Raw genomic sequence first — 20,219 nt, forward strand, 5'->3', positions numbered from 1 at the left:
CGAGCAGGCTCGCTCCCACACTGGATCTTCGGCGGGCATGAATGTTGTGTTCAGCCAAAGTCCCCTGTGGGAGCGAGCCTGCTCGCGAAAGCGGTGAGTCAGCTGCATGGACGGTGACTGACACGCCGTCATCGCGAGCAAGCTCGCTCCCACGCTGGATCTTCGGCGGGCATGAATGTTGTGTTCACCCAAAGTCCCCTGTGGGAGCGAGCTTGCTCGCGATAGCGGTGGTTCAGCCAACATCAATGTTGACTGTGAGACCGTATTCGCGAGCAGGCTCGCTCCCACTTTTTTACCGGTTGCTCTTGGATTTTCTTTCACCCGTGGCGAGGGAGCTTGCTCCCGCTGGGCGGCGAAGCCGCCCCAAACCAGCCATTGCGGTGCGTCAGGTAAACCGCATCAGCCGGATTGCGACTGCTGCGCAGCCGAGCGGGAGCAAGCTCCCTCGCCACAACAGCAAAGCTTGCAAGCCTTGATAGTTACAACGACCGACCCAACCCGAACCGCTTCATCAAGCCTTTCTCCAGCAACCCCTTGGGCAACAGACCGGCCATCAACGGCAACGCCCGGCTGCCATTGCCCAGACGCAACAAGCGCGGTGGTTTGGGTTGTTGCACGGCTTTGAGCAGCGCGGCGGCGAATTCGCTGGTGGGGGTGGGGTTGTCCTGGGAGGCCTTGGCGCGGGCGCGGATACCGTCACGCAGGGGCCACCAGGGCGATTGTTCGCTGATCAACTGCTCGGCTTCATGCCCGGCATTTTTCGCGAAGCTGGAGGCAATGGCACCGGGCTGGACCTCCATCACGCGGATCCCGAATGGCGCCAGTTCCATGCGCAGCGCATCACTCAAGGCATGCACGGCAGCCTTGGAGGCGCAGTACGCCCCGGCAAATGGCGTGACCAGCACACCGGAAACACTGCCGATATTCACCACCATCCCCTTCGCCCGGCGCAGCACGGGAAAGAGCGCGCGGGTCACGCCGACGATGGCGAACACGTTGGTTTCGAACTGACGCTGCATGGCCGGCACGCCGCCATCCAGCAACGGACCCATGGCGCCATAACCGGCGTTGTTGACCAGCACATCGAGGCCGCCATGTTCCTGGTTGATCCGCTCGCCCAACTGTTCAAGTGCCTGAGCGTCGTTGACATCCAGCTGCACGGCGGTGAACCCGGCGGCGCGCAACTGCGCCACGTCGTCATCCTTGCGCGCGCTGGCCCAGACCTGGTAACCGGCGGCCTTGAAAGCCTCGGCGAGGGCGCGGCCGATGCCGCTGGAACAACCGGTGATCAACGCAACGGGCATGGCGCTTTCCTTGTGCAAAAATGGGAGGGTCAGTTGGAGAAACTACCTTGCAGTCGCTCGGCACGAAACTCCAGGGTTTGCGGGCGGTAGCCGGGGCGCAGTGGCGGTATCGGCAGGCAGTCCTGCCAGTCGGCGCCGGGTTGCAATTCGCCAGGGCCGCGGTAGCGCGGTGAGCTGTACTGGTTGTCCGCCAGGTTGATGGTATCGCCGGGGGCATAGGCTGCGATTCGCCAGCGCAGTTCGGTCAGGGGCACGTCGTTGCCGTTACGCATTTTCAGCAGCAGTGGGCGATCGGCGGGGCACTGGTCAGGAGCGAACGTGACGCGCAGGTCCAGACGTGCCAGTTGCCGGGTTTCCCGGTTCTCTTCCCAGAGTACCCATGCCGCCACCAGCCCCAACCCGACAAACGCCGCCAGGGACACCGGCAATGCCTTGGCCGGGTAGCGCAACAGCAGGATGAGCCAGGTGATGACCAGCAAGACGCCGATAAACATGGTTGAAGCCTCCGTGACCGTCGCCACATCCTACCGAAGGGGGCGGGCCATGGGTATTGCTCCCTGGATGGGTCACCGAACGCCCAGGAAAAAGCCCCCGCCCAACCCGCTGCGGATAGGGGACGCAGTGGGCTGGACGGGGGCTTCTTGTACGACTGATCTTTTGTTGCCGATCGTTACTGCTGATCGTTGCTACTGGTTGTTGCTACTAGTTGTTACTGCGCGATGGTCTTCACCGACACGCCGCGTTCGATCGGGGTGGAGCGACCGTAGATGTCTTCGAAGCGCTCGATGTCGTCTTCGCCCAGGTAGCTACCGGACTGCACTTCGATGATTTCCAGCGGGATCTTGCCCGGGTTGCGCAGGCGGTGGACCGACGCGATCGGGATGTAGGTCGACTGGTTTTCGCAGAGCAGGAACACATTCTCGTCGCAGGTCACTTCGGCGGTGCCGCTGACCACGATCCAGTGTTCGGCGCGGTGGTGGTGCATCTGCAGCGACAGGCACGCGCCCGGCTTGACCGAGATGTGCTTGACCTGGAAACGACCGCCCATGTCCACCGAGTCGTAGGAACCCCATGGACGATAGACTTCGCAGTGGTTCTGGGTTTCGGTGCGGCCCTGGGCATTGAGGGTGTTGACCATCTGCTTCACGCCTTGGACCTTGTCCTTGTGGGCGATCATCATGGCGTCCTTGGTTTCGACCACGACGATGTTGTCCAGGCCGATCACCGACACCAGCTTGCCGTTGCCGTGGATCATGCAGTTGCGGCTGTCCTGCACCACGACGTCGCCCTTGGTGACGTTGCCGTTGGCGTCCTTCGGATTGACTTCCCACAGCGACGACCAGCAGCCGACATCGCTCCAGCCGGCCGACAGCGGCACTACGCAGGCGCGTTGGGTTTTTTCCATCACGGCGTAGTCGATGGAGTTGTCCGGGCAGCAGGCGAAAGTGGCTTCGTCAAAAGTGATGGTGTCGGCGGTCTGCTCGCTGCGCTCCAGAGTCAGCAGGCAGGTGTCGTAGATGTCCGGATCGTGCTTTTTCAGCTCTTCGAGGAAGCGGCTGGCGCGGAAGAGGAACATGCCGCTGTTCCAGAAGTAACCGCCGGCATCGACGAACTCAGTGGCGCGCTTGACGTCGGGTTTTTCGACGAAGTGCGAAACGCGGCTGACGCCTTCAGGCAGCAGGGCATCGTTGGTCGACTTGATGTAGCCATAACCGGTTTCCGGCTTGGTCGCCGGTACGCCGAACAGCACCATTTCGCCACGCTCGGCGGCCACGGTGGCCAGCGCCAGGGCGCGTTGCAGGGCCTTCTGGTCCTCGACGACGTGGTCGGCCGGCAGCACCAGCATCAGTTCGTCGCGGCCTTCATTGACCAGCATCATCGCAGTCAGGGCCACGGCAGGTGCCGTGTTGCGACCGAACGGTTCCATCAGGATGCGCTGGGCTTCCAGGTTGCGGGCCGACAGCTGCTCGTTGACGATGAAGCGGTGGTCCTTGTTGCAGACCACGATCGGCGTGTCCATGCCTTCGAACACCAGGCGCTCGAGGGTCTGCTGGAACAGGGTATGTTCGCCGGTCAAGGCCAGGAACTGTTTAGGGAATTGCTTGCGCGAAAGCGGCCAAAGACGTGAGCCGCTACCACCTGACAAGATCACCGGAATCATGTGTGTTACTCCTACAAAATCGAAATGGTTTCAGAGCTACTGCGTTCTGTCGTTTCACTCTCTTGTTGTTGTTCCGTGCCTGAATGACGCCTCGGTTCAAAGTGGGAGCAGGTTGGCTCCCACAGGCTGGGCGTCAGTCAGGAAAACTCATCAGCGGGTCGACACCGGGCGTTTCACCCAGACTGGCGACAGGCTGCTGCCGGAGCCGGTTACGTACAGCACGGCCGCTTCGCCACGCTCCAGGGCAACAGGCTTGACGTCGCCGACTTTCTTGTCGCCTTCGTACAGTGCCAGGCTCACTTTCACCGGGTTGATTTCACGTTCGCCACGGCCCTTGGCCGCTACGTTCGGAACCACTTCGGTCTTGCCATCAGCGGTCTTGAGGGTCAGCGGCTTGTCGCTGAGGTTCTGCATGCGGACCAGGGATTTCTGCTTGTTCTTGAACGGTGGCTCTTCGATCAGTTGTGGCTGGCCGCTGGCGTTGTTGACCAGGGTGTAATAGTGATCGGAGGCCAGTTTAACCGGTACGGTCTGGCTGCCCACCTTCGCGCTGTAGTCGCCGCCAGGCATGAAGCTGAAGTCGCTGCTGGCCAGTGGGGCCACGTCGCTGATATTGGTGCTGCCGACGGTGGCGCTGACTTCGGCGTTGCTGGCGTTGTAGATCCGCACGAAGCTCGAACCTTTTGGCGCGACCGGGCCGTACAGGGCCGAGTCACCGGCAAACGCTGAGAAGGACAGGGCACTCATGCTGGCGACCAGGGCAACGGCCTTGAAGGAGCGAGCAGCGAGACGGCGAGGAGTAGTGTTGAAAGTCATGGTGGACCTCTCTTTCAGTTTTGCGCCCGGTCGGGCGTCTCGGATTGTGTGTTTGCAGCTACGTTCTGTTGGCGGGCGCCGGCTTGTTTGAGCTCGGCGACCCATTGCGGATCGGCGTCGCCGATCTCGTTGTTCACGGGCAGATAACGTTCAGGAAACTCCCAGATCAGCACTTGTGGCGGGCTGTTCTTGAAGGCGTCGCTCTTGAGGTAGCTGAGCATCGGCAGAATCGGGCCATGGCCGTCTTCGGCGTAGTTGACGACGTCGCTGTGCAGGGCTTGCTTGAGTGCACCGACGAAGTTCCAGTTCGGGTTGGCGCTGTAGCTGGTACCGATCAGAGCCACGGGCACCTGGGCATCGGCGAACAGTGCGTCTTCGCTGGCCGGCTGGTCGTCGGCTTCGCGGGTGTTGCGCTTGACCAGCGGTTCCTGGGCTGGCATCAGGTTTTCGAACAGCGGGTCCAGCGGCAGGAACTGACGCAGGTCGCCCTTGTGGATGATTTTTTCCGCAGGCTCTGTGACGAAACGCTGTGGCTCACCATTCAGTGGTGTGCGTTCGGCAATCGCTTTGGCCAGATGTTCCGCAGCGATTTGCGCGCCTTCCGGAGTCCAGTGGGTGTCGGTGCGCAGGAACACCTGCTGACCGCTTTGCTTGGCCTGTTGCAGCGGGGCGAGCAAGTCAGGGGCAAGGATCTTGTCCGCCGCGACACGGGCGTGGAAATCCTGGTACAGGTTGGCGTGAATGCTCGAAGGCTTCACTTCACCCAGGTGCTCCGGATACAGCCGCGCCTTGGCCGGCACGATGGCCATGACCAGGGTAATGCCTTGCTCCTTGAGCTTCTGGCGCACGCCTTCGATCAAGGCGTAGTTGCCTTGCAGGTTCTGGTCTTCGTTGACGATCGGGTTGAATTCCTCATCGCTGAACAGCCACTGATCGCGGCCCAGGACCACGCCTTTGCGGCCCTCGTTGAACAGCTTGTAGTCCAGCGCCGCCCAGATGTTGGTGCCCAGGCGTTTGATCGGGAATTCTTCGTCGTAATGCGTTTCCACGGCCTTGGCCCAGCGACCGTTGAGCACGGTCGCATCGGGGTTGGTGCTGAAGCCGAGGAAGCTGCGCATCGACCAGATACCCAGCGCTGTCAGTATCAGCATGAACAGTGCGACGTAGAAGATGCGTAATGAGCGGGTCATGTCCGGATCCCTCAGAACTGGAAGTAAAGGAACGGCGAGAAGCTTTGCGCCGACAGTTTGAGAATCGAGGCGATGAACAACACCAATACCAGGGTGCGCATCACGTAGCGCGACCAGTCCACGGTCCAGTAGGCCGGTTGCACCTGGGCTTCGACGCCGACGGTGTAGCCTGGTTCATGGATGGTCGACGGGTTGTCGCCTGGTACGGCTTTGATCAGTCCCGGTTGCGCGGTGGCAGGCCCATTGGCTTCGGTGCTTTCTTCAGGCTTGGCCTTGACCGGCGGACGATTGGTGTAGAAGTCGCGCAGGCCGAAGAAGGCGAGGGTGATGTAGGCCACCGCCAACGTAGCGATCTGCAGGCCGGTGAGGTTGGCGCGGGTCAGTTCCGACAGCGACCAGTCACCAAAGCTGAACATCGCGCTGTACATGCGACCGGCGACGTGCAGGTTTTCGGCACGGAAGATCACCCAGCCCATCACCACCAGCAGGAAGGTCAATGCCCAGCGGATCGGGTTGATGCTGCGTGGGTTGGTGTCGATGCCCACCGCTTTTTCGATGGCCAGCCACATGCCGTGCCAGGCACCCCAGATCACGTAGGTGATGTTCGCACCGTGCCACAGACCACCGAGCAGCATGGTCAGGAACAGGTTGCGATAGGTCATCAGCGTGCCTTTGCGGTTACCGCCCAGGGTGATGTAGAGGTAGTCGCGCAGCCAGGTCGACAGGCTGATGTGCCAGCGGCGCCAGAACTCGGTGATCGACTGGCTGATGTAGGGCTGCTTGAAGTTTTCCATGAAACGGAAACCCATCATCAGGCCCAGGCCGATGGCCATGTCGCTGTAGCCGGAGAAGTCGAAGTACAGCTGCGCGGTGTACGCCAGGGCGCCGAGCCAGGCATCGCCCGTGGTCGGGTTCTCCAAGGCGAAGCAATGGTCGGCCACCACCGCCAGGGTATCGGCGATGAACACTTTCTTGATGAAGCCCTGCATGAAGCGCGTGCAGCCTTCGGAGAACTTGTCCAGCGTGTGGGTGCGGTTGTTGAACTGGTCGGCCAGGTCACGGAAACGCAGCACGGGGCCGGCGATCAGGTGCGGGAAGATCGCCACGAATGCCGCGAAGTCGATCAGGTTGCGAGTGGCCGGTGTGTCACCGCGATACACGTCGATGATGTAGCTGATGGACTCGAAGATGTAGAACGAGATACCGATCGGCAACAGTACGTGGGTCAGGATGAACGGGTTCAGCCCGAAGCCGGTGATGATCGCGTTGAGGCTGTCGACACCGAAATTGGCGTACTTGAAATAGCCCAGGATGGCCAGGTCCACGCCCACGCCGAGCAGCAGCCAACGTTGGGCCGGCTTGGTGCGCACGCCGGCGGCACCGACTTTCAGGCCGATCCAGTAGTTCCACAGGGTGACGCCGGCGAACAGGGCGAGGAAGTCCACCCGCCACCAGGCATAGAACACGTAGCTGGCGATCAGCAGCAGCAGGTTGCGATAGCGTTGCCCGCTCAGGTAGTACAAGCCGAGAAAGATCGGCAGGAACAGGAACAGGAACACATTGGATGAAAATACCATCCCGATCTCTCCATGTTGAATCAACAGTCAAGGGCCAGAGCCCCCCCAAACCCCCCCATGAAAACCGGGGGGCTATTACACTTCGAACACTTGCTTACCTGTGGCGAGGGAGCTTGCTCCCGCTCGGCTGCGAAGCAGTCGCATCGTCAGGCTTGGGGGCGCTACGCACCCCAGCGGGAGCAAGCTCCCTCGCCACAGGAAATGTGTTGAGTCTTAACTACCTTTCTCGCCTTTCTCCCGCGAAGGGTCATACACGCGGGTCAGGTCGCCGCCGAGGCGGAAGGTCTTGAACGGTTGCATTTCATGCTTGCGTTCCAGCACGTCCTCGGAGCAGGTGTAGAGGCTGCAGAACGGTTCGAGCCAGGCGAATTTCGAATCGATCTTCAGATCCTTCATGTCCTGCTCGTCGCCGTTCTTCTCTTCGAAGATGTCCGGGTCTTCCACCCCGGCCAGCACCCGGTCGCCCAGTCGCTTGAGGGCGCCATTGTTTTCCTGGCGCAGGTCCACGCCGTTGACCTGGGCGAAACTGGCGATCATCGCCAGCGGCGGCAGGGCATAGTTGTGATAGGACAGGGCGCGTTGCTTGCGCTTGAGCTCGTTGGGCAAGAAGCCTTCGGCGTCTACCTGGTTGACGCCGACCTTGTATTCCTTGACGGCCCAGTCGAACAGGTCACGACGGTTGGTCGCCACGGCGGTCGCCATCACTGACCAGGCGGCCCAGTACGAGTGGTTGTTGGTCTTGTCCAGCGGCAGGTTGTCCCAGTCGCTGACGACCTGGTCGGCCATCTTGCTGAACCAGCTCTCGATCAGTTGCGCCTGTTCCTGGTGGTTCGCCAGCGGGCGCGACTCGGAGAACTTCAGGCGCACATAGGCCGAAGCCATGCTGCCCAGCGCCCATTTGCGCATGGACTTGCCGGTGTGGTTGAAATCCTTCGACATCAACGCATCGGCCTTGGCCCAGGCGGTCAGCCAGTTCAGGGTGCATTCCAGTTGCTCGGGGCGACCGTCGCGCATGAACTGCATGACCTGCTTGCTGATGCCGCGCTCGATCTTGGTGATGTCGGCAGTGCTGTCGCGGAAGGCTTTTTCCGACTGCACGTTCAGCGTTGCGCGAGCCTTGTCGGAGCCCTCGTACTTGCTGCGAAACTGCAGCGAGCCGGTGTAAGGCGTCGGCACGGCTTCGCAGCCCTGGCCGCCGGAGCCTTCCTTGACCTTTTCAATCGGTGCGAAGTAGCCCTGCGGCGGGCGCAGTGGAGCCGCGGCCTGCGTGGCCCCGGCGAATATCGCCAGGGTCAGCAGCGATGGCGCCAACAGCGTTTTCAACGTTCGGGTGCGCATGGTTCTGGTCATGAGACGAGACCTCATTGTCCGATTTGAGCCGTTTGTTGCTCGGCTTGCGGAGATGCATTGCGTTTGCAGACTTTCGCTTCCACTTGCAGTGGCTCTTTACCGGCTTCAGGACCCTGGACCTCTAGAGCCAGGAGGTTCTGCGAGGCCCAGTCTTCGTCGGTGCGCAGTTGGAAGGCGAAACGCCCGTCGGTTTCGGAGGTGTTCGGTTTTTCGATCTTGATGTCCTCGTGGCGCCCATTCATGTACCAGAGGGTGGCTTGCAAGGTTTTCACCGAGGTGTCGGTGAAGCGGATGTCGATCTGGTGACTGCCGTTACGCAGGTCCATATTCTTGCTGTTGACCATCAATTCGTTCTTGCCCGGCTTGAGCTTGGCCTTGCTGCTCATCAGCGCCGGCTTGCCTTCGCAACCGTTGTTGTCGAGCAGCGCCATCATCTGGCGATAGATGGTTTCCTGGTCCAGGCGATACAGCGGCGAGAATTCCCAGATGAGAATCTTCGGCGGATTCTTCTGGAACTCTTCGCTGCCCAGGTACTGGATCATCGCGCCCTCGAAACCGCCGCCCGGGAAGGCCACGTTGAGGATGTCGGCGCCGATGGCTTCTTGCAGGAAACCGGCGAAGTTGTAGTTCTTGCCGCTGTGGCTGGTGCCCACGAGGGTGATCTGCGGATTGCCGGAATCGCCGAACAGGTCGCCGTCGCCAGCCTCGCCCTTGGGCTCGGTGGTGAACTGGTCCATGTACTGGATCGCATAGCTGGTGCCGCAGAGTTGCCCGGCCATGTTGTGCAAGGTGCCGGTCTTGCCCATGCGGCCAGACTTCTTGGTCTCGAATTCCTGCTTGGGAATGTCAGCGAAGGCCGGGATCTGCTTGACCTTCTCGGCCACGATCTTCGCCGTGCGCTGGGCGCCGTATGGGGTCCAGTGCTGGTCGCCGCGGAAGTAGAAGTCGTGGGCCGGCAGGGTTTCGGGCAGGTTTTCGTTGGTCAGTGGCGACAGGTCCGGCACCACGTAACCCATCTGCGCGAAACGGCCGAGCATGGTTTTGTAATTGGCCAGGGCCTTTTCGTAGTCGAAGGAAGCCTTCTCCTGCGGGTTGAGCTTGTTGCGGTTCACCAGGCCACGGGTCGGCTGGTAGACGATTACCAGCTCGACGCCTTTTTTCTTGAAGGCGTCGTGCAGTTGTTGCATGCGCTTGTAACCGGCCGGCGTGGTATTGAACTCGGTACGCAGGTCTTCCTGGGTACGGAACAGCCAGTCGCCCTGGGCCTGCACCAGCGTGGTGAAGTTCTGCTGGTAGCGCGTGGTGTAGTTCTTCGCGTCATGGGCAGCCGGGCACAGGTTGCAGCAGGGTTCGGCGGTAAAGGTCGGTGCTTTGACTTCATCGGCGCGCGCGCCGCTTGCGGCGGCGAGAATGCCGGCAGTCAGGGCGGACAGGCCCAGAAGTTTGATCATCTGTGGGTTCATAAAGGTCATTCCTCAGTCCCGCATTTCGGTCTGGCGTTCGACAGGGTCGATCAGCACGGCTTTTTGCTGGCGCACCAGCAGGTCGAGGATTTCGTCCTGGCGTTCGCCAAGGATCCCCGTGAAGCTGATGCCGCTGGATTTGGTCGGCGCGAGCATGGACACGCGGTACAGCTCGACACTCAATGGCGAGTCGATGGACAACGGGCCGCTGCCATTGCCGGCCAGTTCGCCACCGACCACGATCAAGGAGACCTGGGCGTCGAACGGGTCGAGCTTGATGTCCCGGTCAGTGTCGGAGAGGTCCTTGATGTGGCCATAAAGACCGGTCAGGCCGTTGGCCATGGACAGGTTTTCGTACAAGCGGATGTTCACGCTGTTACGAATCCGAATGCCGTGGCGCTGGTTGCTGATCACCTTGTTGCCCCACAACAGGTTGTCACCACTCTCATAAAGCGTGATGCCGTCGGTGTGGTTCTTGTAGATCTCGTTGTAGGCGATCACGTTGTTCACGCTGTTACGGTCGATCACCAGGCCCGAGAGTTTGTTGTCGTAGCTGCGGTTGTTGAAAATGAAGCTGTCGTTGACCTCACGGGAAATAATGATTCCGTGCTTTTTCTTGGTCCCGTAGACGGTGTTGTCGGCAATGATCAGCCGATGGGAACGGTCGTGGGGGTCGATGCCGTAGACGATGTTGTCTTTGTAGGTGTTGCTCTTGACCACGAAATCGTTGGTTTCGTAGCAGTAGAAGCCGTACCACATGTCCGAGAACTCGGAACCGATGATCCAGCCGGTCGGTTCCGGGCGCTTGAGGACCTTGGCCATGTTCGGCGTGTACTGGGAAATACTGACGCCGTACGACTTACTGTTGGCGTAGCCGAAGCTGGCCATCTTGGTGTTGACGATGTAGGTCTCGGTGCCGCCCCAGGACAGCAGGAACGGCCGGAACTCGTTGGCCGAACGGAACGTCGCGGGGCCGTTGTCCTTTTCACGCCAGCCGGTGACCTTGGTGTCGCGGATGAACATCCGGCCATCGTTGACCAGGAACGAGCCTCCCTCTTGGGACAGGCGCAGTTCCTGGGTCTGCTTGTCGATCTCCAGGATGCCTTTTTCGCCCACGACAATCGGAATCCGCGCCAGGAAGACGCCTGGCGAAGTTTCCTTGAGGTACTGCTTGGGCACCTTCTTGACCAGATCCTTGAGGTTCATGTAGCCGTCGTCGATGAAGATGGCCTGCGGGATGCCGTGCTGGCGCACCACCCACTCGGCCATCTTGTTGTCGCCGCCGATGAAGTCCTTCAAGGCGTTTTCCTGCATCATCCGCCGCACGCTGACCTTGCCGGGCTTGCTGCGCACGATCTTCGCCGCGACCGCTTCGGCGGTGTAGCCGGAGAGGTCGGGCAGGGTCGGTGCGGCCAGTTCCAGCGGTGCGGTTGGCGCGCTGCTGACGGTGTAGGTCTTGGCTTGCTGCAGTTCCTTGACCACGTTGCCCGGCTTGACCACCGGTTCAACGTTGGCGAACGCCGACGAGCCGGCCAGCAGCATGGCTGCGGCCAACAGGCTGATCGAACCTTTCATCGCCTGGCTGTTCCTGAGGTAGTGGTTCATATCGGGCACTCCCATGGCCGTTCGCATCAGAAGCGCCAGATCACGTCGACAAAGGCGCGATGCATGTACGAATCGACCTCTTTGCCGTAGGCGTCGCCTGGCTTGAACACGCCGCCACGAAAGCGCACCAGCGCCGACGGCTCATCAATCGATTGACTCAGCGCAGCCGGCAGCAGGCCTTGCTTGAAGTACTTGGTGACGACCAGGTCGACTTCCTGGCCCAGGTCCTTGTCGCCGTCGCGCAGCGGCAGGGACGAGGTGGACAGGATCGCGCCGGTCACGTCATCGGTGTTGTTTTCCACGGCGTTGATGCCGTTGCTGCCCACTGCCTTGTTGCCGTCCACGCGCCAGAACTTGTGGTACACCAGGCTGGCGTCGTATTCGTCACGCAACTGCCAGGAACCGAACAGGCTGGCGCTCTGGGTGTTGGCCATCTCGCCACGGAACGCCTCGCCGAAACGATGCACGCGCGAGCGGGTGCCGGTGAAGTTCGAGCGGTTGCTTTGCAGGCCGTTCTGTTCGTAGTCCTCGCTGGCGCGGGCATAGGCCGCACCGACTTGCCATTGCGGGTCGAGGCGCAGGCGAATACCCAGGTCGGTGGCCCAGCCGTCGACGTCGTCGCTGCGCTTGAGCTGCGCGGGGCGGGTGCCGTCGGCGTTCAGCGGGTTGACGGTGTCGCGGTCGCCGGTCATGCCGGTGACGCTTGCCCAATAGTTGACGGTATTGGTGTTGCGCCAGTTGTAGGCGTCGCTGTTGGCTTCCAGGCCGAGCCAGGTCAGATCACCGTTCTGGGTCTTGTCCAGGGTGTCGGTGGCCTGGCCCGGGACCGGATAGTCGAGGCTGCCGCTGTCATGGCTGTGGTGGGCACGGATCCCGGCCCATTGGCCTGGCATCCACTGATAGCCGACATCACCGTAGACATGCATACGGTCCTTGTCCTGGGGCGACAGCTCCTTGAGGTCGGTGCGGTATTCGCTGAACCGCTCGGCGACGCCCAGGTTGGCGCGCAGCAGCGTGGTGTCGAAGGTCCAGTTCAGGGCTTCGATGTTGGTGTCGCGCCATTGCCCGTCGTCATTGCGCAGGCGTTGGCGGCCGAACTTCAACTGCTCGCCCGGATAAGGGGTCAGGCCCCGGTAGCCAATCCAGAATTCGCGCATGGCCAGGTAGCTTTTCTTGGCCTCGCGGTCGCCGCTGTCGGTTTGCTGGGTCGCGTCGTCCGACTGTTGCAGGGTGTCGGTCTCGATGATGTCGGTGGACGTCACGGCCTGGGCCATGGCATAGGCACTCCACGCACCGCTTTCGCCGTAGACCCAAGGGCGCAGGTCGAGGCCGATGCCGTTGACGTCGCCACCACGCTGGGTGCCGAGGTCGCGGTCATCTTCGGACTGGCCGGTGATCTTCACTTCCAGGCCGAAATTCTTGCTATCGGTCAGGGCCGCCAGGGTCGGGCAGGACCACAGCAGGGCAAACGACAGGCCAATACCAGCCTGTACAAAAGGATTGAGCTTCAAAAGCTTCATAGAGGTTCCTCGCCGTCATCTTCTTTTAGGGCTTGCAGTTCCAGCGTATCGGGGCTCATGGCGCCGCGAATGGCCTGCTCTTGTTGTAGCAGGCGTTGCGCTTGTGCAAGTTGTTCCGGCGGTAATTGTTCTTCGAGGGTCTGGGCAAGCTCGATGGCTTGCGGGGTGTTTTGCGCCTTGGCCAACTGGCTGAACACATAAGCGTTGACCGGGTTGGGCTTGGTGCCCTTGCCTTGGGAAAACAGCTGCGCAATGGCGTAGTCGGCGCTGTTCTGGCCGTTGCGAGCGGCCTTGAGCAGGTGATCCAGGGCCTTTTGCGAGTACACCTGGCCCAGGTAGCCGCGACGATAGATCTGGCCGAGGTAGTAATCGGCGGCCACTTCACGGCCCACGGCTTTCTGGAAATGCGCCTCGGCGACCTTGGCGTCGGCGGGTACCCACTTGCCTTCGTAGTACAGCTTGCCCAGCAACAGCTCGGCGCGCGGCTGGTCGGCGGCGCGGCCGTTTTCCAGGTACTGCATCATCTTGTCGACGTCGCCCAACTCGGGGAAATCGTAGAGCAGCTGCGCCAGGCTGACCCAGGAAGCAGGGTTGCCGGGCGCGATGCCTTCGAGCAGCGACTGAGCGGTTTTCTCGTCGGTCTTGCCCAGGCTGGAATCGGCCAGGACACGCGCGACACTGTCCACGCGCTGGGCCGAGACCACACCACGAGCGTGACCGGCCTGCATCTGCTTGATCAGCTCGGCCTGCTGTTCCGGCTGGCCGCGTTTCTGATAGACCGTGGCCAGTTCGACGTAGCAGATGTCGGTGGTCGCCAAGGCGGCCTTGCAGACTCTTTCCACTTCGTCCAGATGCTGGTCGTACGTACCCTGGGTGCGATAGAGCAGGATCTGCGCCAGGCCCGCTTCCGGATAACCGGCGCTGCGCCATTGGCTGATCTGTTGCTGCGCGTTGACGTTCGGGAAGCTGTGGGGGTATTGCAGGTACAGCATCGCCAGCGGGATCAGCGTATTGCCTTCACCGTTGGCAAAGGCTTTTTTCAACAGGCCTTCGGCTTCGTGCTTTTCAGCTTCGGTGGAGCCGGGCTTGGCCACCAGCAGGCGACCCAGGCGAGCCTGGGCGCGCGGCGAGATGTCGGCGGCGGCGCGGTAGGTCGCCTCGGCCTTTCTCATCTGCTCGGGGTCGCGGCTGTCCACCTGGATATCGGCCAGGCCCACCTGGGCCTCGCTGTAGCCCAGGTCTGCCAGTTGCTGATAGTTCTGCTGCGCCAACGCCGTGTCGCCGCGCTTGAGGGCTTCGTTGGCCAGGCGCTGGTCGGGCAGGCCGGCGCAACCGGCCAAGCTCACGGCCAGTGCCAAGGCGCAGAGGGTCCCCACTTGGAAACGGGCTTGCGGCGCATCATCCTGACCGCGTTGATCCTTTCGCGAGCTGGCTCGCTCCCACAGGCTCTGTGGGGTGTTAAGGATTTTTATAATGGTCACGGGCATTTCCTCGACTTAAAGACCGACGGCCATGGCTTTGTCGATCAGCCAGTTCAAGTTCGGGCCACGGTCGCTGACGACTTCTACCGGACGGCCGGCCAGCGCGCTGTCCAGGGCTTCGTCAGGCTGGATCAGCACACGGATATCGGAAGACAGGTCGGCGCTTTTCAGGCTGGTGCTGCTGACGATCTTGCCGGTGCGGGTGGCGTCTTCGCCGGCTACCTGGAAGCTGACCGGGGTGCCTGGACGCACGTCGCCGAACTGGCGATAGGAGAAACGCGCCTCGACGTTGGCTTCGGCGCCGCGAGGAACCAGTTGGAAGATCACGTCACCCTTGCTGGCGTACTGGCCGTTGGAAACCAGTTGCTGGGCCACGATGCAATCGCATGGCGAGGTCAGGGTGCCGGTCATTTGCTTACCGAACAGTTCCTCGACCTTGGCTGGCTGCAGCTGGTTGTCGTCCAGGTGACCCTTGAGCACGTCGAGCATGCTGGTGCTGAAGGTCGCCAGCGGGGCGCCTTTGGCGGCCAGGCCGTCGGCCTTGACCAGGCTTTGCACGGTGCCGTCGCGCGGCATGGTGATGGCCATGCCCGGTACGTTGACGATGCCGGCCTGGGCGTGGCTGACGAAGTACATGCCGTACACCGACTTGAAGATGAAGCCGAATGCCGCCAGGCCGACAATGAAGATGCCCAGGCTGAAGGTCACGGCGCGCAGGCGACCGAAGGCGCTCATGCCACCGTTTTCATCTTTCTGCTTGCGAGCCTTGGTGAAATTGTCGCGCTGCAGGGTCGCCAGCACATCACCGACGCCGACGATGTCGCCGGCCAGGTGCGAGGTGATGATGTGGCGCAGTGTCGAGATGTCCCGCGGCTCCAGGTTCTGGAACTGGCAACCGGCGCGGCCGGTCTGGCGGTCGTAGGAACGGATCTGCAATTCGACGTCCATGGCCAGGCCGAGGTTGTCGATCACGAACTGCAGGCGCGCCTTGTAGGTCTCGCCAACCTTGAGCGGCAGTTGGCCGGCGTTGAAGCACAACCCACCGGCGGACAGGTCGAGGACCTTGACTTCCATCGGCGTACGGTCGGGGCCGAAGAAGCGCAACTTGGCCGGGATTTTGACCCGGGCGTGTTGGCGTTGGGCTTCGGATTCATGCACTACGTTGACATTCACGGCGGTGTTCATAGGGGCGATTTCCTAGTTAATTCATTCAAGTCCGGTCAGACCATCGTCAGCAGCACGGCGACAAAGATGCTGCCGGCGGAGAAGGTCATGGTCCGAGACGACCAAGTGTTGAACCAACGTTGAAAGCTGGCGAGATCACGGGTCAGGTGGGTGGGCTGGCGAGTCCAGGATTGTTGATCGAGGCGGAAGAACACGTAGATCTTCACCAGCGCGCCGACGATCTGGTTGTAATAGAGAATCGCCGGGTAGGCCGGGCCGATCCGGTGTCCGGAGCACGACAGCAGCAGCGTCAGGAGCAACCGCGTGATGCCGATCCACAGCAGGTACACCAGGATGAACGCGGTGCCGTACTTGACACTGGCGATGATCGCCACGGTCAGGCCCAGCAGCGAGGTCCACATCGACACGCGCTGATCGAACAGCACTACCGAGGTGAACAGGCCCAGACGTTTCATGCCCAGGCCCAATGCCCGGGAGTTCTGCCGCAGGTTGTTCCCGTACCAGCGGAACATCAGTTTGCGGCTCGCCTTGATGAAGCTTTTTTCCGGCGGGTGCTCAACCGTGTTGATGGCGGCGTCCGGCACGTAGAACGTGTCGTAGCCCAGGCGCATCAGGCTGAACCAGCTCGACTTGTCATCGCCGGTGAGGAATTTGAAGCGGCCCAGGCGCCAGTGTTGCAGCGAGTCGCTTTCGACGTCGGCGATGAAGTCCGGGTTGGTCACGACGGTGGCGCGGAACACCGACATTCGCCCGGTCATGGTCAACACGCGCTTGGACAGGGCCATGGAGCACATGTTGATGTGACGCTGGGCGAAACGCAGCTTGTGCCACTCGCTCATGATGTAGCCGCCGCGCACTTCGCAGAACTCGTTGGTGGTCAGGCCGCCGACGTTGCCGAACAGCTGGAACCAGGGCACGGTCTTGCGCACGACGCCTTCGGCCAGGACGGTATCGCCATCGATCACGGCCACGACGGCGCGGTCGTCCGGCAGGTGACGGGAGATGGCACGGAAACCGAAGGCCAGGCCGTCACGCTTGCCGGTACCGGGAATGCGCACGAAGTCCAGCTTGACGTGCTCTGGCGGGTTCATCCGGGCCCAGAGGCTCTTGACCAGCAGTTCGTCGGACATTTCCACGATGGAGCAGACCACGGTGGTCGGCAGCCCGCAGTCGATGGCTTCGCGGATGACCGAGCTGTAGACCTGGGCGGTGGTCAGCGCATCGATGCGGAAGCTGGTGACCATCAGGTAGACGTGGGACGGATCCGCCGCCTTGCCCAGCTTGCGCACTTTGCGGCGCAGGTGTGGGTAGACGATGTACAGGAAAATCATGCCGCGCACGAAATGCGTCGCGCCCATGGAATAACGCCAGATGCCCACGGCGCCGATCAGGAAGATGAAATCCTTCGATTCGGAGTCGAACGTGGACGTGGGCAGCGCCGTGGCGATGCCCATCAATAAACTCAAGTAAAACAGCCAACCGGCGGCCTGAAGCAGGCCGTGCTTTAGCCTGTGCATAATCTGCATCCGTCTCTATCTCGGGCGGGCCTTGTGGGCGGCCCGATGGGTTAAGGCAGGCGAAAGGCCGGCCGAGGCATGCCCCGGCCGGCTAACAGACTTACCAGCAGATGCCTTCGGTCCGGCCACTCGGGGAGGTGGCCTTGGACATGAAGCCAACCAGGTCGATGACCTGCTTGCCTTCCGGTACGTTCTCGGTCAGCGCGCGGAACTTCTCGTCGCGGTTACCAAGGATGATGATGTCGGAGTTGTCGATCACCGCGTCGAAGTCGGAATTGAGCAAGGACGAGACGTGAGGAATCTTCGACTCGATGTAATCCTTGTTCGCACCGTGGACGCGTGCGTATTCGACGTTGCTGTCGTAGATCTTCAGGTCGAAACCCTTGCCGATCAGCATTTCCGCCAGTTCCACCAGTGGGCTTTCACGCAGGTCGTCGGTGCCGGCCTTGAAGCTCAGGCCCAGCAGGGCGACTTTGCGCTTGTCGTGGCTGGAGACGATGTCGAAGGCGTTCTGCACCTGGGATTCGTTGCTGCGCATCAGCGAGTTGAGCAGCGGCGCTTCCACGTCCAGCGAGCCTGCACGGTAGGTCAGGGCGCGCACGTCTTTTGGCAGGCACGAGCCGCCGAAAGCGAAGCCTGGACGCATGTAGTACTGGGACAGGTTCAGGACCTTGTCCTGGCAGACTACGTCCATCACTTCACGACCATCGACGCCGACGGCCTTGGCGATGTTGCCGATCTCGTTGGCGAAGGTCACCTTGGTGGCGTGCCAGACGTTGCAGGTGTACTTGATCATCTCGGCGACGGCGATGTCCTTGCGGATGACCGGTGCGTCGAGCTCTTCGTACAGCGATTGCAGGACGTCGCCCGAGGCTTTGTCGAACTCGCCGATGACGGTCATTGGCGGCTGGTCGTAGTCCTTGATCGCGGTGCTTTCACGCAGGAACTCAGGGTTGACCGCGACGCCGAAATCGACGCCGGCTTTCTTGCCGGAGCAATCTTCGAGGATCGGGATGACCACATTGGCCACGGTGCCCGGCAGTACGGTACTGCGAACCACGATGGTGTGACGGGTGGTCTTGTCACGCAGGACAAAACCGATCTCGCGGCACACGGCTTCGATGTAGTTCAGTTCCAGGTCGCCGTTCTTTTTGCTCGGTGTACCGACGCAAATCATCGACAGGTCAGTATCACGAATAGCTTCGGCGAAGTTGGTAGTACCGCGCAGGCGACCCGTTTGAATGCCTTGCGCCAATAACTCGCCCAGGCCCGGTTCAACGATCGGTGATTTACCGGCGTTGATCATGTCGATCTTGTCTTTGGCGACATCTACGCCAACTACATCATGGCCCCGTGCAGACAGGCAACCGGCACATACTGCACCGACGTAACCCAAACCAAATATGCTAATGCGCATCGCATTTACCTCTGTTTTCACGCCATCAAATGGCCGGAGTTAATAAGTGTTCAGCGGTCATCGTGCACTCGGAAGTGTGGAATGCAGGCGCCACAGTGCCGTGTGCAGGCATACTAAGTTCCGAGTGTCTAAATAAATGCACTCAAGTTGTGCGCAAAGCGGCCTAGTTGTTATGACCTGCCCTGTTATGCAGCCAGTCCTCGTTGGCGGGACGTTCGTGCAACGGTCGTTCACTTTCCGATTTCTGGCAAAAAGCCCACAAAATCAGAAGCTTGTGTGCTCGGGTGAGCACGTTATAGGGGCGCAGCCTTGGCCTTGTAGGGGATACAAATGGTGCTTTATCTCCCGTCCTTTTAAGGGTGGATCCAATTAGACGACCGTTTCGCTAAATTGTCGTGACAACTCGGTTACTTCGGACGACGTGCCACGTAAGTTATCTCGTACACACTCGGCGAGAATCGTTACGGGTGGTATGAGCCGTGCAATTTCACATAGTTCCGATCCGCTCATCGCCATTTTCGAAATTTTTCGAAATATTTGCCTAGATGGCACTGCTCTCAAATTGATAGCACGCGCGCTTTTGGCCTTTAGTTTCGGGGAGTTGGCGGGGGTAGATAGTTTTGTGCCACTACTGATGAAAAATTTCCGTGCCACTACGGAAAAATCTGACATTTGTCGAGTGAAAGAAAAGTTAGAGCAGGGGGTGTTTGTTTTGTTGACGCCAAGAAAATGTCAAGTGCGGTGGGGAAGTGGGATGACATATAGCGGGATGATCGAGGCCCCTTATCGGGGCCCGAAACCGGTGTTGCGTTATTGCGGGGCGTGGTCGCGCAAAAAGACCAACTTGTTCGGGGAGGATTGTTCGGCGTTGTAACGATAGCCCTGTACATCGAAGTGTCTCAGTTGCACGGGATCGTTGATGCGCTGCTCGATGACAAACCGGCTCATCAAGCCCCGGGCTTTCTTGGCGTAGAAACTGATGATCTTGTATTGGCCGTTCTTCAGATCCTTGAACTCGGCATCGATGACGCGGGCTTTCAGTGCGCTACGCTTGACCGCCGAGAAATATTCATTGGAAGCCAGGTTCAACAGTACGTCGTCGCCCTGATCGGCCAAGGCTTCGTTCAGCCATTCGCTGATGCGGGTGCCCCAGAATGCATAAAGGTCCTTGCCCCGGGCATTGGCCAGCTTTGTGCCCATCTCCAGGCGATAAGGTTGCATCAAGTCCAGCGGACGCAGCAGACCGTAGAGGCCGGAGAGCATGCGCAGGTGCTGTTGGGCGTAGTCGAAATCGGCTTCACCGAGGCTTTGCGCGTCGAGGCCGGTGTACACATCGCCCTTGAACGCCAGCAACGCCTGTTTGGCATTGGCCGGGGTAAACGCCGGGTTCCAGCTGCCGAATCGCGCGGCATTGAGGCCGCCGATCTTGTCGGAGACGTGCATCAACTCGCTGATCTGCGCCGGCGAGAATTCGCGCAATTGTTCAATCAGCTCTTGGGAGTGATCCAGGTACTGCGGCTGGGTAAAACGCTCGGTGGCCGGCGGTGTTTCGTAATCGAGGGTCTTGGCGGGGGAAATCACCATCAGCATGCAAACGTCTCCTTTAAGGGTGCGGCGATTCTAGGGGGTTGTC

Annotated in this window: 15 protein-coding genes; all 15 read right to left on the reverse strand. The window is 60.8% G+C overall.

The genetic code is table 11. The features are described from left to right. Positions 1-479: 479 nt before the first annotated feature. The 15 genes from J3P97_RS04755 to yaaA all read right to left on the reverse strand — a co-directional run bounded on the left by J3P97_RS04755 (position 480) and on the right by yaaA (position 20,176). The gene (locus tag J3P97_RS04755) at positions 480-1,304 is read right to left on the reverse strand and encodes an SDR family oxidoreductase (RefSeq protein ID WP_434673586.1); all 825 of its coding nucleotides are present in this window, start codon (positions 1,302-1,304) and stop codon (positions 480-482) included. A gap of 29 nt (positions 1,305-1,333) precedes the next feature. After that, a complete protein-coding gene (locus J3P97_RS04760) occupies positions 1,334-1,798 on the reverse strand; it encodes a multidrug transporter (RefSeq protein ID WP_434673587.1) in 465 nt (154 codons plus the stop codon). Positions 1,799-2,013: 215 nt separating this feature from the next. After that, complete coding sequence (locus tag J3P97_RS04765) at positions 2,014-3,465, reverse strand: mannose-1-phosphate guanylyltransferase/mannose-6-phosphate isomerase (protein WP_434569722.1); 1,452 nt, start codon at positions 3,463-3,465, stop codon at positions 2,014-2,016. Between the two features lie 150 nt (positions 3,466-3,615). Continuing rightward, positions 3,616-4,281, reverse strand: coding sequence for an alginate O-acetyltransferase AlgF (locus J3P97_RS04770; protein ID WP_434625923.1), 666 nt, complete (start codon positions 4,279-4,281; stop codon positions 3,616-3,618). A 14-nt stretch (positions 4,282-4,295) separates the two neighbouring features. After that, complete coding sequence (locus tag J3P97_RS04775) at positions 4,296-5,471, reverse strand: alginate O-acetyltransferase (protein ID WP_305496611.1); 1,176 nt, start codon at positions 5,469-5,471, stop codon at positions 4,296-4,298. Positions 5,472-5,482: 11 nt separating this feature from the next. After that, positions 5,483-7,048, reverse strand: a complete 1,566-nt coding sequence (locus J3P97_RS04780) for an MBOAT family O-acyltransferase (protein WP_434625921.1) — start codon at positions 7,046-7,048, stop codon at positions 5,483-5,485. 213 nt (positions 7,049-7,261) lie between these two features. Continuing rightward, positions 7,262-8,386: a mannuronate-specific alginate lyase gene (locus tag J3P97_RS04785; RefSeq protein WP_434631474.1), complete on the reverse strand. Its 1,125-nt coding sequence runs from the start codon at positions 8,384-8,386 to the stop codon at positions 7,262-7,264. 23 nt (positions 8,387-8,409) lie between these two features. Then, positions 8,410-9,861 carry an alginate O-acetyltransferase gene (locus J3P97_RS04790; RefSeq protein WP_434631471.1) on the reverse strand — a complete coding sequence of 484 codons (1,452 nt, stop codon included), beginning with the start codon at positions 9,859-9,861 and terminating at the stop codon, positions 8,410-8,412. A gap of 12 nt (positions 9,862-9,873) precedes the next feature. Continuing rightward, entirely contained in the window at positions 9,874-11,466 is a 1,593-nt protein-coding gene (gene algG, locus J3P97_RS04795) for a mannuronan 5-epimerase AlgG (RefSeq protein ID WP_434673588.1), read from the reverse strand. Positions 11,467-11,492: 26 nt separating this feature from the next. Then, positions 11,493-12,977: an alginate export family protein gene (locus J3P97_RS04800; protein WP_434631468.1), complete on the reverse strand. Its 1,485-nt coding sequence runs from the start codon at positions 12,975-12,977 to the stop codon at positions 11,493-11,495. Positions 12,978-12,982: 5 nt separating this feature from the next. Next, positions 12,983-14,467 carry an alginate biosynthesis TPR repeat lipoprotein AlgK gene (gene algK / locus J3P97_RS04805; RefSeq protein WP_434569717.1) on the reverse strand — a complete coding sequence of 495 codons (1,485 nt, stop codon included), beginning with the start codon at positions 14,465-14,467 and terminating at the stop codon, positions 12,983-12,985. Between the two features lie 15 nt (positions 14,468-14,482). Beyond that, positions 14,483-15,652: an alginate biosynthesis protein Alg44 gene (locus tag J3P97_RS04810; protein ID WP_305496605.1), complete on the reverse strand. Its 1,170-nt coding sequence runs from the start codon at positions 15,650-15,652 to the stop codon at positions 14,483-14,485. 35 nt (positions 15,653-15,687) lie between these two features. Further along, the gene (gene alg8 / locus J3P97_RS04815; RefSeq protein WP_370870998.1) at positions 15,688-17,169 is read right to left on the reverse strand and encodes a mannuronan synthase; all 1,482 of its coding nucleotides are present in this window, start codon (positions 17,167-17,169) and stop codon (positions 15,688-15,690) included. A gap of 100 nt (positions 17,170-17,269) precedes the next feature. Beyond that, the gene (locus J3P97_RS04820) at positions 17,270-18,586 is read right to left on the reverse strand and encodes a nucleotide sugar dehydrogenase (RefSeq protein ID WP_305496603.1); all 1,317 of its coding nucleotides are present in this window, start codon (positions 18,584-18,586) and stop codon (positions 17,270-17,272) included. A gap of 810 nt (positions 18,587-19,396) precedes the next feature. Then, on the reverse strand, positions 19,397-20,176 hold the full coding sequence (gene yaaA / locus J3P97_RS04825) for a peroxide stress protein YaaA (protein WP_434673589.1): 780 nt from the start codon (positions 20,174-20,176) through the stop codon (positions 19,397-19,399). Positions 20,177-20,219 lie beyond the last annotated feature (43 nt).

It is taken from the genome of Pseudomonas sp. R1-15 (assembly GCF_051132085.1).
Lineage (GTDB): Bacteria > Pseudomonadota > Gammaproteobacteria > Pseudomonadales > Pseudomonadaceae > Aquipseudomonas.